Origin of the sequence: Sphaerisporangium sp. NPDC049003, from assembly GCF_043197795.1 — a bacterium.
Taxonomy (GTDB): domain Bacteria; phylum Actinomycetota; class Actinomycetes; order Streptosporangiales; family Streptosporangiaceae; genus Sphaerisporangium.
This window is the reverse complement of record NZ_JBICTU010000027.1, coordinates 27,331-40,564: the sequence shown is the minus strand read 5'-3', so window position 1 is coordinate 40,564 and position 13,234 is coordinate 27,331. Positions and strand designations below refer to the sequence as shown.

The following is a 13,234-nucleotide window of genomic DNA, read 5'->3' as shown; positions in this document are numbered from 1 at the left end:
CCCGAGCCGAAGGCGAGGACGGGCGCCGACGCCTCGGGCCGGTCAGATCACGTCCTTGGTGAGGAGGACGACGGTCTCGACGTGGTGGGTCATCGGGAAGGCGTCGAAGACGCGGATGTCGACCGTGGGGTAGCCGCGTTCGGCGAACCAGGCGAGGTCGCGCGCCAGGGTGGCCGGGTCGCAGGAGACGTAGACGACGCGGGCGGCGTCCAGGCCTGCGACGCGGTGGACCACCTCACGGCCGAGCCCGGTGCGCGGCGGGTCGACCACGACCACGTCGGCCCGTTCGACCCCGAGCCGGTCGAGGGCGTCCTCCACCCGGCCCCGCTCGATGCGCGCCTGCGGAAGGTCGCGCAGGTTGTGACGGGCGTCCTGCACCGCTCGCGCCTCGAACTCGATGCCGAGGACCGCGCCCTCAGGCCCGACCGCCTCGGCGAGCCCGGCCGCGAACAGCCCGACGCCGCAGTAGAGGTCGAGCGCCCAGTCGCCTGGACGTACGGCGGCGAACTCCAGGACCGCGTCGAGAAGCGTGGCGGGGGCCCCGGGATGCACCTGCCAGAAGCCGCTGCCGGTGACCTGGAAATCGCGGTCGCCGACCCGCTCGGTGAGCGCCGTACGGCCCCGTACGGCCCGCGCGTGCCCCCGGCCCTCGTCGACGAGGACGTAGGCGTCCGCGTCCAGATCGGGCACCGCGACCGTACGGTGGGGCTTCGGGGAGACCACGGCGGCCCGCTCCCCCGTGGACGTCGCGATCGCCTCCACGCTGGAGGCGCCCCGCCAGTTCCTGCGCTCGGCGCCCATGCGCTCGACCTCGGGGTGGGCGATGAGGCAGGCGTCGACCGGCTCGATCTCGTGGGAGCGGTGGCGGCGCAGGCCGGGCACGCCGTCGGGGGTGACGGCGAACTGGACGCGGGTGCGCCAGCCCAGGCCGTCCGGGGAGCCGGGGAGCTCCTCGACGTCGACCTTCATCTCGATGCCGGCGAGCCGTTGAAGCTGCTCGGTGACGACCTCGGCCTTGAAGCGGCGCTGGGCGGGAAGGGTGGCGTGCTGCCAGTCGCAGCCGCCGCACCGGCCCGGCCCGGCGAACGGGCACGGCGGCGTGACCCGGTCGGGGGACGGGTCGAGGATCTCGACCGCGTCGGCCCGCAGGAAGCGCGTCGTCTCCCCGGTCACCTCGGCCAGGACGCGCTCGCCGGGCAGAGCGTGGCGGACGAAGACCACCCGGCCATCGTGTCTGGCGACACACCATCCACCGTTGGCGACGCGCTCCACGTTCAGTTCGATCGGCACCTCGGTCCCCCCGCTCAATTTTTGACCTGGTCATCCTTACGTGCCACAGCGTACGGCCGGCGTACCGAGCCCGGGGCGAACGACTCCGGCCGGCCCCTGAGCCGGTCGGAGGACGCGAGCTGCCACGGCACGCTGGTGACCATCACGCCGGGCTGGAAGAGCAGGCGGCCCTTCAGCCGCAGCGCGCTCTGGTTGTGAAGCAGGTGTTCCCACCAGTGGCCGACGACATACTCGGGGATGAAGACGGTGACGACGTCGCGGGGGGAACGGCGGCGCAGGCTCTTGACGTATTCGAGCACCGGGCGGGTGATCTCCCGGTAGGGCGAGTCGAGGATCTTGAGCGGCACCGGGATGCCGCGCTCCTCCCAGTCGAGCTGGAGCTGCCTGGCCTCGTCGGTGTCGACGCCGACGCTGATGGCCTCCAGCGTCGAGGGACGGGTGGCCCTGGCGTACGCGAGAGCCCGGAGCGTCGGCTTGTGGATCTTGGACAGGAGCACGATGGCGTGGTTCCTGGCGGGGAGCATCGACTCGTCGGTCTGCATGTCGTCCGGGACGACCAGCTCGGCCGCCACGTTGTCGTAGTGGCGCCGGATGCCGCGCATCATCACGAACAGCACGGCCATGGCGGCACAGGCGATCCAGGCCCCGTGGGTGAACTTCGTGACCAGCACCACGACCAGCACCAGGCCGGTCACCGTGGCGCCGAACGCGTTGATCACCCGCGACCGCAGCATCTGCGCGCGCTTCTTGGCGTCGGTCTCGGTGCGGAGCAGGCGGTTCCAGTGCCGGACCATGCCGACCTGGCTGATCGTGAACGACACGAAGACGCCGACGATGTAGAGCTGGACCAGGCGGGTGGTCTCGGCCTCGAAGGCGTAGATCAGCAGCCCCGCCATGGTCGCGAGGATGACGATGCCGTTGCTGAAGGCCAGCCGGTCGCCGCGCGTGTGGAGCTGGCGGGGCAGGTAGCGGTTCTGGGCGAGCACCGACGCCAGCACCGGGAAGCCGTTGAAGGCGGTGTTGGCGGCCAGCACGAGGATCAGCGCCGTCATGGCCGTGATGACGTAGAAGGCCGGGGTGAAGTTGCTGAAGACGGTCTGCGCGACCTGGGCGATCACGGGACCGGGGTTGGCGACCACGTGGCCCGTCTTGTCGACGAGCGAACTGCCCTGCGAGGGGTCGGCGAACTTGGCGTCGGTGACGAACGCCAGGGCGGTGATGCCGGCGAACATCGTCGCGGCCAGCACGCCCAGCGCCAGCAGGGTGTTCGCGGCGTTCTTCCCCTTGGGCTTCCTGAACGCCGGCACGCCGTTGCTGATGGCCTCCACGCCGGTCAGCGCGGCGCAGCCGGAGGAGAACGCGCGCAGCAGCAGGAAGATCAGGGCGAAGCCGCCGACGCCGACGCTCTCACCGGTGACCGTGTAGTCGGCCGAGGGAGCCCTCAGGTCGGTGCCGAGCGCGAGCCGCACGCCACCCCAGATCATCAGGCCGAACACGCTGATCATGAAGGCGTAGGTGGGGACGGCGAACGCCAGGCCCGACTCCCTGATGCCCCGCAGGTTCAGCACGGTCAGCACGGCGACGATCGCCACCGCCGCGGCGACCTTGTGGTCGGCGAGGAAGGGCAGCGCCGCCCCGAGGTTCTCCACGCCCGAGGAGACCGAGACGGCCACGGTGAGCACGTAGTCGACCATGAGCGCGCTGGCGACCACCAGCCCGTAGTTGGACCCGAGGTTCTCGGTCGCGACCTCGAAGTCACCGCCGCCGCTGGTGTAGGCCCGGACGTTCTGCCGGTACGACGCGACCACCGTGAGAAGGATCACCACGACCGCGAGGGCGATCCAGGGGGTGAAGTGGTAGGCCGCGAGGCCGGCGATACCGAGCGTAATCAAGATCTCCTGCGGGGCGTACGCCACCGATGACAGAGCGTCGCTGGCGAACACCGGCAGCGCGATGCGCTTTGGCAGCAACTGCTCGTGTGCCTGGGCACTTCGGAGCGCGCGCCCCACGAGTAGTCGCTTGACCAGATCTGCAACCTTCACCACGAGTGACGATGCTAGTCCTCAGGTCAGGTGCTCCTCACATGATGCCGCCAGAACCGGCCATACTTGCTCTCGTAGCTGTATAAGGTCCAGGAGTTGCCGCCTCAAAGCCAACGGCGGGGGAGCATGCATATCGTCATCATGGGATGCGGCCGGGTCGGTTCGACCCTCGCTCACATCCTCGAGGACAGCGGCCACTCGGTCGCCATCATCGACAGGGACCCGCAGGCGTTCAGGCGCCTGCGAGCGGGCTTCCGCGGGCGCCGGGTCACCGGCATCGGCTTCGACAGGGACGTCCTTGAGGAGGCCGGCATCGAGTCGGCCGCCGCGTACGTCGCGGTGAGCAGCGGCGACAACTCGAACATCATCTCCGCGCGTGTCGCGCGCGAGACGTTCGGCGTCGACAACGTCGTCGCCCGCATCTACGACTCCCGGCGCGCCGAGGTCTACCAGCGGCTGGGCATCCCCACGGTCGCGACCGTGCGGTGGACGGCCGACCAGATCCTGCGGCGGGTGCTCCCCGAGGGCGCCGAGCCGCTCTGGCGCGACCCGACCGGCGTGGTCATACTGGCCGAGGTCGCCTACCACTCCGGCTGGATCGGCAGCCGCACCCGCAAGCTGGAGGAGGCCGCGGGCGCCCGCGTCGCCTTCCTCAACCGCATGGGCGAGGCCCTGCTGCCCAAGGGGGAGACGGTGCTCCAGGAGGGCGACATCCTCCACATGATCGCCGGTGACAACGACATGGACCGGATCAACAAGGTGCTGTCCGCGGCGCCCGAGGAGGAGTCCAACTGATGCGCGTCACGATCGCGGGCGCGGGGGCGGTAGGCCGGTCCATCGCGGCGGAGCTGCTGGAGAACGGCCACGAGGTCCTGCTCATCGACGTCGACCCCAGGGCCATCAAGATCGACAGTGTGCCCCGGGCCGAGTGGCTGCTCGCCGACGCGTGCGAGATCTCCTCGCTCGACGAGGCCGGGCTCAACAACTGTCACGTGATGATCGCCGCGAGCGGCGACGACAAGGTCAACCTGGTCGTCTCACTGCTGGCCAAGACCGAGTACGGCGTCCCGCGCGTGGTGGCCCGCATCAACCACCCGAAGAACGAGTGGCTGTTCAACGAGTCGTGGGGCGTGGACGTCGCGGTCTCCACCCCGCGCCTGCTCTCGGCCCTGGTCGAGGAGGCCGTCAGCGTCGGCGACCTGGTGCGGCTGATGACGTTCCGGCAGGGCCAGGCCAACCTGGTGGAGCTCACCCTTCCCGAGGACGCCCCGGTGGTCGGCCAGCGGGCCGGTTCTGTGCCGTGGCCGCAGGATTCGGCCCTGGTCGCGATCCTTCGCGAGGGCCGGGTGCTGGTGCCCTCCGACGACGACCCCCTGGAGGCCGGCGACGAACTGCTGTTCGTGGCCAGCCAGGAGGTCGAGGAGGAGCTCGCCCACCTTCTCGCCCCCTGAGTACGGACGCGGAAGCGCCGGGGTCCCTGAGGGGCCCCGGCGCCGCCGTGTTCGCCTTCTGTCAGGCGCTCGCGCCCGGCGTGTCCGGTGTGATGGGGGTCCTCCCCCGGGCGAGCACCCAGACCATGGCGCCGAGCGCCGCGACCTGCACGGGCCAGCCCAGCGCGACCTTCGCCACCCCGAGGGCGGCCACCTGATCGGCCCAGTAGAGCGGGAGCTGCACGACCACCCGCAGCAGGCATGGAAGGATCAGCAGCCACGTCAGCCGCGAGCAGAGCCGGACGATGCCGGGGTTCTGCCGCCAGCCGGTCGGATCGCCGGTCACCGAGCCGATGAGGAACCCCACGACCGGCCACCGGACGACGATCGACAGCACCATCACGGCGGCGTAGCCCCCGTTGTAGAGGATGCCGGGCAGGAAGACGTCCTTGGCGTCCCCCGAGCGGCTGGCGAAGACCGCGCCGATGCCGATGCCGATGAGGCTGTTGATCACGAACTGCGGCGTGGTCCGCTGCGCGAGCCGTACGAGCAGGAGCAGCACGGCCACGCCGATGCTGACCATGAGCGAGATCTTGAGCTGCTCGGTGGAGATCCACGTGATCGTGAAGACCACCGTCGGGACGGCCGCCTCGATGATGCCCCGCACGCCGCCGAGCGCCTTGGCGAGCTGGGCGCGGATGGCGCTCTCGACGGTCTCGTGCGCGACCTCGTCCTGGACGGTCGTGGCCCCCGCGCTCACGGGCGCGCTCCCCGCCGGCGCGCCGCGCCCGCCGTCGTCACGCCGTCTCGCCACTGCATGATCATTGGTCTCCTCGCCTGGCGGAACCGTGGTCACTGGCCGCTCGCTGGGCGCAGCTCGTAGCGGGGGTTGAACATCACCTTGCGGCCGTCCTGGATGCTGACCAGGCCCTCGGCCCGCACCACCCGGCCCGGCTCGATACCGACGATCTTGCGGCGGCCCAGCCAGACCAGGTCGACCACATCGGATCCGTCGTACAGCTCGGCCTCCAGGGAGGGGACTCCGCCCCGGGGCCGCAACGTCACCGTGCGGAGAGTGCCCGCCACGCAGAACCTCCTCCGCTGTCCGCACGAGGCGATGGGCGTCGCGCCGTAACGGTCGAGGTCCTCCTGGAGCTCCGCGGCCTCCAGCTCGGCCTGGCTGGTCGTCAGCCGCCGGAAGAAACCGCGCAGCCCGCGTTTGACGGGCTCTGCCGTGCTCATTTCTCGTTCAACTCCTCGGGAGCCCCATACGATCCTGACCGCAGCTTACGTCAGCGGACCTCGGTGATCTCAGGCCCACGCTCGAACGGGTTGAGGCCCGCCCTGCCTTCCTCGGTCGCCTGCTGCTCGACGGCCTGCCGGGCCTCGGCGGGCAGCCGCAGCTCGATGGGCTCTTTGGGGGCCATGGGCTGGTCTCCGCGCACCACCACGATGTCGCGGATGACGTCCTCAAGAACCTTGCCCGCCTCGGGATCGGCGATGGCACGGCCGCTGAGGACACCCCGCAGGAACCAGCGGGGACCGTCGACGCCGACGAACCGGACGGGCTGCTTGGCGCCGTCCTGCTGGATCTCGGCGGCGAGCTCGGGGCCGAAGGGGCCCTGCCGCTCCTCGCAGCTCCCACCGGCGGCGGTCAGCTCACGGGTCAGCTCGGCGCGGACCTCGTCCCAGATGCCGCTCCTCTTGGGGGCCGCGAAGGCGTGCACCTGGAGGGCGCTCTCGTTGACCAGCACCACGGCGCCGACGATCTGGTCTCCGGCGACGTTCAGCTGGACCTCGAACCCGGGGCCGATGGGCAGCCGCATGCCGCCCAGGTCGACCCGCTCGCTCTCGGGATGGGGCTCGTCGGCGTCCCACGGTCCCGACTCGCGGTCGGAGACCGGCGCGTTCTCGGCGACCGGTGCCGACTCCTGTTCTTCCGCATGACGGCGGCGTCGGAACACTTCGTTCACACTCCTTATCGACTTATCGACCGGTGGAGCCGAACCCGCCGGCGCCGCGCGCCGACCCGGGGAGCCGCTCCACCTCGTAGAAAGCTGCCTTCTCCACCCGCTGGACGACGAGCTGGGCGATCCGGTCACCGCGCCTGAGCCGCACGACGTCCTTGGTGTCGGTGTTGAGCAACGTCACCCTGATCTCGCCCCGGTAGCCGGCGTCGACCGTGCCGGGGGCGTTGACCAGCGTGACCCCGAACTTGGCCGCGAGCCCGGAGCGCGGGTGCACGAAGGCGGCGTACCCGTCGGGCAGCGCGATCGCCACGCCGGTGCCCACGACGGCCCGCTCGCCCGGCAGCAGCTCGACGTCCTCGGCGGCATGGAGGTCCGCTCCCGCGTCGCCCGGATGGGCGTACGACGGAAGCGGCAGCTCGGGGTCGAGTCGCTGGATCAGCACCTCGATCATGGATTCACCTCGTGGTAGTGGAGCCGCGCCCTGCTGACGGTGTGACCCGGCCCGCGGGACCGCGGGACGCGCACCCGGGGGTTCGCACCGGCGAACGGCCTTCCGGGCTCGCGGAGGCGGCCCTCAGCCTCAAGGTACGCCCTCGGGACGACCGGGGCGGAACGGGTGTGCAAGGAGTCACGAACCGAGACCTTACCCGCTGCGCTGCGGCGACATGTCCTCTCCCGCGCCAGGCACCTGGTCGGCGGGGGGCTCGGGGGCGGGAGGGGATTCGGGGGCGGGCTCGTGCGGGGCCGCGGGCGGCAGCTCGGGTGGCCGCCTGCGCAGCTCCGGCAGCGCCCGGTAGACCACGGCCGCGACCGGAACCGCTATCGCCGCGCCGGCGATGCCGCCGAGGATGCCTCCGATGGCCAGCACCAGGATGATCGCGAGCGGGTGGAACTTCACGGCCCGCCCGACGATCAGGGGCTGGAGCACGTGGTTCTCCAACTGCTGCTCGACCAGCAGGATGCCGATGAAGACCAGGGCGAACACCGGCCCCTTGGCCCCGAGCGTCACCAGCGCGGCGAGGCCTCCGGCGAAGAAGATGCCGACGATCGGGATGAAGCTGGCGAAGAAGATCAGCACGGCGAGCGGCGCCCAGAGCGGCACCCCCATGCCGAACAGCACGATGCCGATGATCAGACCGTGGATCGCGGCCACGATGACGGTGCCGTGGATGTACTGCGAGAGGGTGTGCCACGCGGCCCGCCCCGCCCGGTCGACGCGGGGGGCGTGGGAGCCGAAGCCGCGCAGGAACCACGCCCAGATGCGGTCGCCGTCCTTGAGCATGAAGAACGTGATGAACAGCAGCAGGACGATGGACGCGAGCACCTCGATGAAGACGGCCGCCGTCGACAGCAGGGTGCTGGTGATCTGGCTCCGCTGCTCGTTGATCTGCTTGGCGACCTCTCCCACCATGTCGGTGAGCTGGGCCTCCTTGAGGTGCAGCGGACCGGTCAGCAGCCAGCCCTGCACGTCGCGGGCGGTCTTCTGGACCTGCTCGACCAGCCCGGGGAACTCGTCGTTCGCCCGCGTGCCGATGATGAAGCCGAGGCCGCCGATGATGGCGAACGCGAAGAGCATCGTGATCCACGTCGCCCAGATGGGACGCAGGCCCGCCCCGCGCAGGCGGTCGGTGAGCGGGAACAGCAGGGCGGTCAGCAGCAGGGCGATCGCCACCGGCAGCGCCACGAAGCTGAGACGGACGATGATCTGGGCGGAGAAATAGATCACCACGCCGATGACGATGAGGCGCCAGCTCCACGCCGCCATCGCCGACAGAGCCGGCGGCACGCTCCGTTCCTCGGTCTCCCTTTCCGCGATCACCTCTCCAGACTGGCACGTCAGGCGGCCGAACGCGCACAGGTTACGGTCGGGTTCAAGCACTGGCCTGCTTTCTCCCCATTTCCCCTCCGGGCGATCTGTCCGTGCCTGCGGGGAAACGGGGAGAAGCCGTGCGGCCGTACCCGGGCGGAGGCCGCCCCGGCGGGTGGGGGCGTGCTCAGGCGGGGGCCGCCCCGGCGAGCGTGACCTCCACCCTCAGGTCGCCGTCCTGCGGCGCGAGGACGAACTCGTCGACCGCGCCCGCCGCGCACAGGTCGTCCTGCCCGTGGCGCACCAGCTCGACCGCCGAGCCGGCCACGCTGAGCAGCGCCACCTCGGCCCGCATGGAGAGCCTGGCCGAGGACTTGGCCTTGCGGATCTCGCCGAGCACCTGCGACACCGCCGGCAGGACCGCCGGGTCGCCGGAGGACGCGAAGCCGGCGAGCTCGGCGGCCGGCCAGGCCGCGCGGTGGACGGATCCGGGCCGCCACCACGACCAGACCTCCTCGGTCACGAACGGGAGGAACGGCGCGAACAGCCGCAGCATCACGTCGAGCGCCCGCCGCAACGCCGCGCGCGCCGAGTGCGCTCCCCCGTCGGATCCGTACGCGCGGGCCTTGACGAGCTCCAGGTAGTCGTCGCAGAACTCCCAGAAGAACCTCTCGGCGCCCTCCAGGGCCCGGGTGTAGTCGTAGGACTCGAACGCCGCCGTCGCGTCCTCCACGACCCCGGCGAGCCGCGCGAGCATCGACCTGTCGAGCGCCTCGGTGATCTCGCCGCCCGCCTCGCTGGCCTCGCCCGCCTCGCCGAGGCCGAGCACGAACTTCGAGGCGTTGAGGATCTTGATGGCCAGGCGCCGCCCGACCTTGATCTGGCCGGTGTCGAAGGCCGTGTCCGTGCCGGGACGCCCCCCGGCCGCCCAGTAGCGGACCGCGTCGGAGCCGTACTCCTGGAGCAGGCCCATGGGCGTGACGACGTTGCCCTTGGACTTCGACATCTTCTTGCGGTCGGGGTCGAGGATCCACCCGGAGATCGCCGCGTGCCGCCAGGGGGAGACGCCGCTCTCCAGGTGAGCCCTGACCACCGAGGAGAACAGCCAGGTGCGGATGATCTCGTGTGCCTGCGGCCGGAGGTCCATCGGGAACACCCGCCCGAACAGGTCGGCGTCGCGCTCCCAGCCGCCGATGATCTGCGGGGACAGGGAGGACGTCGCCCAGGTGTCCATGACGTCGGGGTCGGCGGCGAATCCGAAGGGCTTGCCCCGCTGGTCCTCGGCGTACCCGGGCGGCACATCGCTCGACGGGTCGACCGGCAGCGCCTCCTCGCGGGCCGCGATGGGCGCGTCGTAGATCGGCTCGCCCATGGAGTCCAGGGGGTACCAGACGGGGATGGGGACGCCGAAGAACCGCTGCCGGGAGATCAGCCAGTCGCCCGCGAGGCCCTGGACCCAGTTCTCGTAGCGGACGCGCATGTGCGGCGGGTGCCACGACAGCTCCCCGCCGCGTGAAAGCAGCGCCTGCCGCAGCTCGGGGTCGCGCCCGCCGTTGCGGATGTACCACTGGCGGGTCGTGACGATCTCCAGCGGCCGGTCGCCCTTCTCGTAGAACTTGACCGGGCGGGAGATCTTCTTGGGCTCGCCCTCCAGCTCGCCCGACTCGGCGAGCATCTCGACGATGCGCTCGCGGGCGCTGTGCGCGGTCCTGCCCGCCAGCTCGGCGTACGGCCCGGCGGGGACGCCCTCGGGCGCGTCGGGCAGCAGGCGCCCGTCCCACCCGATGACCGGCCGGGTCGGCAGGTCGAGCTCGCGCCACCAGATGACGTCGGTGACGTCGCCGAAGGTGCAGATCATGGCGATACCCGAGCCCTTGTCGCGCTCGGCGAGGCGGTGGGCCAGGACGGGCACGTGGACGCCGAAGATCGGGGTGCGCACGATCTTGCCGAACAGCGGCTGGTAGCGCTCGTCGTCGGGATGGGCGACCAGGGCGACGCAGGCCGGGATCAGCTCGGGCCTGGTGGTCTCGATGTGGACGCCGTCGGCGTGACCGGTGCCGGGGACCCCGCCGAACCGGATGCGGTGGAAGGCCCCCGGCCACTCGCGGTCCTCCAGCTCGGCCTGGGCGACGGCCGTGCGGAAGGTGACGTCCCACAGCGTGGGGCCCTCGGCGACGTAGGCCTCCCCGCGCGCCAGGTTGCGCAGGAACCCGCGTTGTGAGGCGGCGCGGGAGGCGTCGTCGATCGTCGCGTAGGTGAGCGACCAGTCGACCGAGAGCCCAAGGTGGCGCCAGAGCTCCTCGAATGCCTTCTCGTCCTCCTGGGTGAGCCGCTCGCACAGCTCGATGAAGGTGCGCCGCGAGACGCTCACCTGGCGCTTGGGGTCGGGTTTCGCGGGGGGCTCGAACGCGGGGTCGTACGGAAGGGAGGGGTCACAGCGCACGCCGAAGTGGTTCTGCACGCGCCGCTCGGTGGGCAGCCCGTTGTCGTCCCAGCCCATGGGGTAGAAGACCTCACGACCGCGCATGCGCTGGAAGCGGGCGATCGTGTCGGTGTGGGTGTAGGAGAAGACATGGCCGACGTGCAGGGATCCGGACACGGTGGGCGGGGGCGTGTCGATCGAGTAGATCTCGTCCCGCGTCTTCGACCGGTCGAACCGGTAGGTGCCCTCGGCGTCCCAGCGGCCTACCCATACCGACTCAAGCCCATCGAGAGACGGCTTGTCGGGAACGGTGGTATGGCGCAGTCGCTGTTCGGTCATGGCGCCTTATGGTATGGCGTCGCGGTGCCGACCGGCACGAGAGACTAGGGTTCAGCTAGATCGACGAGGGGAGAAGTCATGGCCAAATCGAATGACGTCGAGAAGCCGGACATGGCCTGGCGGCTGATCGGCGCGGTGGTGGCGCTCGGCGTGGGATACGGCGCCCGCAAGGCCATCGAGTTCGGCTGGCAGAAGACCACGGGCAAGAAGCCCCCGGCCGACCCCAACTCGCTGGAGACCGGCCTCGCCGAGGCGATCGGCTTCGCCGTGGTGCTGGGCGTCGGCATGGAGGTCGCCCGCATCGTGGCCACCCGCACCGCGCACAAGCGGTACCAGGCGTGGAAGGCCATCCCCGACCAGGTCGGGCGGGCCGTCAAGTCGTAGCCCGGGCCGGCCCTCCGGGGCCGTTCCCCTGCCGTGCCGGCCACGGTTTCGTGACCGGCGACGGCGAGGGTCGTACGGGGGTCAGCGTTCGAGGGCGGCGAGGAACTCCCCGGCCCACCTGTCGACGTCGTAGGTGGCAACCCGGCGGCGCATGGAGCGCATCCGGCGTGACAGCTCGTGGGGCGTGGCCCGCATGGCGGCGACCATCTGCCGCTTCAGCCCCTCCACGTCCCATGGGTTGACGAGGAAGGCGTGCTTCAGCTCGTCGGCCGCCCCGGCGAACTCGCTGAGCACCAGCGCGCCCCGCAGGTCGTGGCGGCAGGCGACGTACTCCTTGGCGACGAGGTTCATGCCGTCACGCAGCGGGGTCACCACCATGACGTCGGCCGCGCAGTAGAGGGCGGCCAGCTCGTCGCGGTCGTAGGACTGGTGGAAGTAGTTCACCGGCGGGACGCCGAGCACACCGTGCTGCCCGTTGATCCGCCCGACGCGCAGCTCGATCTCGTCGCGCAGGTGGCGGTACTCCTCGACGCGTTCCCGGCTCGGGGTGGCGATCTGGACGAACACCGCCTCCCCCGGGCTGATGGTCTTGTCCGCCAGCAGCTCCCCGAACGCCTTCAGGCGCTGGCCGATGCCCTTGGTGTAGTCGAGCCGGTCGACGCCGAGCATGACGTGCTCGGGCTCCCCCAGCTCGGCGCGGATCTCCTTGGCGCGGGCGAGGATGTGCGGTTCGCGGACGAGGTTGTCCAGCTCGCCGAAGTCGACCGAGATGGGGAACGCCTCGGCGCGCACCGTGCGGTCGCCGACGATGATCTCCGAGCGCTGGTTCTGCAGGCCGAGCTGGCGGCGGCAGAGCCGGATGAAGTTGGACGCGCCGCCGGGACGCTGGAAGCCGACCAGGTCGGCGCCGAGCAGGCCTTCGAGGATCTCGCGGCGCCACGGGAGCTGCCAGAACAGCTCGGCGGGAGGGAAGGGGATGTGGAGGAAGAACCCGATCTTCAGGTCGGGGCGGAGCGCCCTCAGCATCGAGGGGACGAGCTGGAGCTGGTAGTCCTGCACCCAGACGACGGCGTTCTCGGCGGCGATGTCGGCGGCGGCCCGCGCGAACCGCTCGTTGACCGCGCGGTAGGCGTCCCAGAGCACCCGGGAGTAGATCGGCGTGGCGACGACGTCGTGGTAGAGGGGCCACAGGGTCGCGTTGGAGAAGCCCTCGTAGTAGAGCTCGACCTCGTTGGCGGAGAGGGGTACGGGGATGAGGTTCATGCCGTCGTGCTCGAAGGGCTTGAGCTCCTCGCCGGGAGCCCCATGCCAGCCCAGCCACGCGCCGTCACGGCGCTGCATCACGGGCGCGATCGCCGTCACCAGCCCTCCGGGACTGCGCCGCCATGACGCTGTGCCGTCGGCTGTGATGGTCCTGTCCACAGGCAACCGGTTCGCGACGATCAGGAATGAGCTGCGCACACGTCCTCCCTCGTGATCGGTTTAGGACCACCTTACGAAATGGGACGCGGCACCCTGTACAGGGCCTCCGGCTATGGAGTACGCGCGAT

Annotated in this window: 12 protein-coding genes; 3 read left to right on the top strand and 9 right to left on the bottom strand. The window is 70.8% G+C overall.

Annotation, left to right across the window (positions count from 1 at the left end; all coding sequences use genetic code 11):
• Positions 1-42 precede the first annotated feature (42 nt).
• Both ACGFIV_RS27595 and ACGFIV_RS27590 read right to left on the bottom strand, forming a co-directional pair.
• On the bottom strand, positions 43-1,290 hold the full coding sequence (locus ACGFIV_RS27595) for a class I SAM-dependent RNA methyltransferase (protein ID WP_392838124.1): 1,248 nt from the start codon (positions 1,288-1,290) through the stop codon (positions 43-45).
• A 14-nt stretch (positions 1,291-1,304) separates the two neighbouring features.
• On the bottom strand, positions 1,305-3,335 hold the full coding sequence (locus ACGFIV_RS27590; protein WP_358555556.1) for an APC family permease: 2,031 nt from the start codon (positions 3,333-3,335) through the stop codon (positions 1,305-1,307).
• Positions 3,336-3,458: 123 nt separating this feature from the next.
• Here ACGFIV_RS27590 and ACGFIV_RS27585 point away from each other — a divergent pair, with 123 nt between their 5' ends.
• Together ACGFIV_RS27585 and ACGFIV_RS27580 are read left to right on the top strand one after the other, a co-directional pair.
• Positions 3,459-4,127, top strand: coding sequence for a TrkA family potassium uptake protein (locus tag ACGFIV_RS27585; protein ID WP_358555559.1), 669 nt, complete (start codon positions 3,459-3,461; stop codon positions 4,125-4,127).
• Positions 4,127-4,783, top strand: coding sequence for a TrkA family potassium uptake protein (locus tag ACGFIV_RS27580; RefSeq protein ID WP_358555562.1), 657 nt, complete (start codon positions 4,127-4,129; stop codon positions 4,781-4,783). The genes ACGFIV_RS27585 and ACGFIV_RS27580 overlap by 1 nt, the downstream gene beginning before the upstream one ends.
• 61 nt (positions 4,784-4,844) lie before the next feature.
• Here ACGFIV_RS27580 and ACGFIV_RS27575 read toward each other — a convergent pair whose 3' ends face one another.
• The 6 genes from ACGFIV_RS27575 to valS all read right to left on the bottom strand — a co-directional run bounded on the left by ACGFIV_RS27575 (position 4,845) and on the right by valS (position 11,300).
• A complete protein-coding gene (locus ACGFIV_RS27575; protein WP_392838123.1) occupies positions 4,845-5,576 on the bottom strand; it encodes a DUF3159 domain-containing protein in 732 nt (243 codons plus the stop codon).
• Between the two features lie 38 nt (positions 5,577-5,614).
• Positions 5,615-6,004, bottom strand: a complete 390-nt coding sequence (locus ACGFIV_RS27570) for an OB-fold nucleic acid binding domain-containing protein (protein ID WP_358555565.1) — start codon at positions 6,002-6,004, stop codon at positions 5,615-5,617.
• 50 nt (positions 6,005-6,054) lie between these two features.
• The gene (locus ACGFIV_RS27565) at positions 6,055-6,735 is read right to left on the bottom strand and encodes a DUF3710 domain-containing protein (RefSeq protein WP_358555568.1); all 681 of its coding nucleotides are present in this window, start codon (positions 6,733-6,735) and stop codon (positions 6,055-6,057) included.
• A 13-nt stretch (positions 6,736-6,748) separates the two neighbouring features.
• Complete coding sequence (gene dut / locus ACGFIV_RS27560; protein WP_358555570.1) at positions 6,749-7,183, bottom strand: dUTP diphosphatase; 435 nt, start codon at positions 7,181-7,183, stop codon at positions 6,749-6,751.
• A gap of 192 nt (positions 7,184-7,375) precedes the next feature.
• Positions 7,376-8,611: an AI-2E family transporter gene (locus tag ACGFIV_RS27555; RefSeq protein WP_392838122.1), complete on the bottom strand. Its 1,236-nt coding sequence runs from the start codon at positions 8,609-8,611 to the stop codon at positions 7,376-7,378.
• A gap of 115 nt (positions 8,612-8,726) precedes the next feature.
• Positions 8,727-11,300, bottom strand: coding sequence for a valine--tRNA ligase (valS, locus tag ACGFIV_RS27550; protein WP_392838121.1), 2,574 nt, complete (start codon positions 11,298-11,300; stop codon positions 8,727-8,729).
• A gap of 78 nt (positions 11,301-11,378) precedes the next feature.
• Here valS and ACGFIV_RS27545 point away from each other — a divergent pair, with 78 nt between their 5' ends.
• Entirely contained in the window at positions 11,379-11,684 is a 306-nt protein-coding gene (locus ACGFIV_RS27545) for a DUF4235 domain-containing protein (protein WP_358555579.1), read from the top strand.
• An 81-nt stretch (positions 11,685-11,765) separates the two neighbouring features.
• Here ACGFIV_RS27545 and ACGFIV_RS27540 read toward each other — a convergent pair whose 3' ends face one another.
• Positions 11,766-13,145, bottom strand: coding sequence for a trehalose-6-phosphate synthase (locus tag ACGFIV_RS27540; protein WP_358555582.1), 1,380 nt, complete (start codon positions 13,143-13,145; stop codon positions 11,766-11,768).
• Positions 13,146-13,234 lie beyond the last annotated feature (89 nt).

Coding starts and splice junctions, on each gene's coding strand:
- ACGFIV_RS27545 (WP_358555579.1), top strand. CDS start 11,379: ATGGCCAAATCGAATGACGTCGAGAAGCCGGACATGGCCTGGCGGCTG.
- ACGFIV_RS27570 (WP_358555565.1), bottom strand. CDS start 6,004: ATGAGCACGGCAGAGCCCGTCAAACGCGGGCTGCGCGGTTTCTTCCGG.
- ACGFIV_RS27580 (WP_358555562.1), top strand. CDS start 4,127: ATGCGCGTCACGATCGCGGGCGCGGGGGCGGTAGGCCGGTCCATCGCG.
- ACGFIV_RS27585 (WP_358555559.1), top strand. CDS start 3,459: ATGCATATCGTCATCATGGGATGCGGCCGGGTCGGTTCGACCCTCGCT.
- dut (WP_358555570.1), bottom strand. CDS start 7,183: ATGATCGAGGTGCTGATCCAGCGACTCGACCCCGAGCTGCCGCTTCCG.
- valS (WP_392838121.1), bottom strand. CDS start 11,300: ATGACCGAACAGCGACTGCGCCATACCACCGTTCCCGACAAGCCGTCT.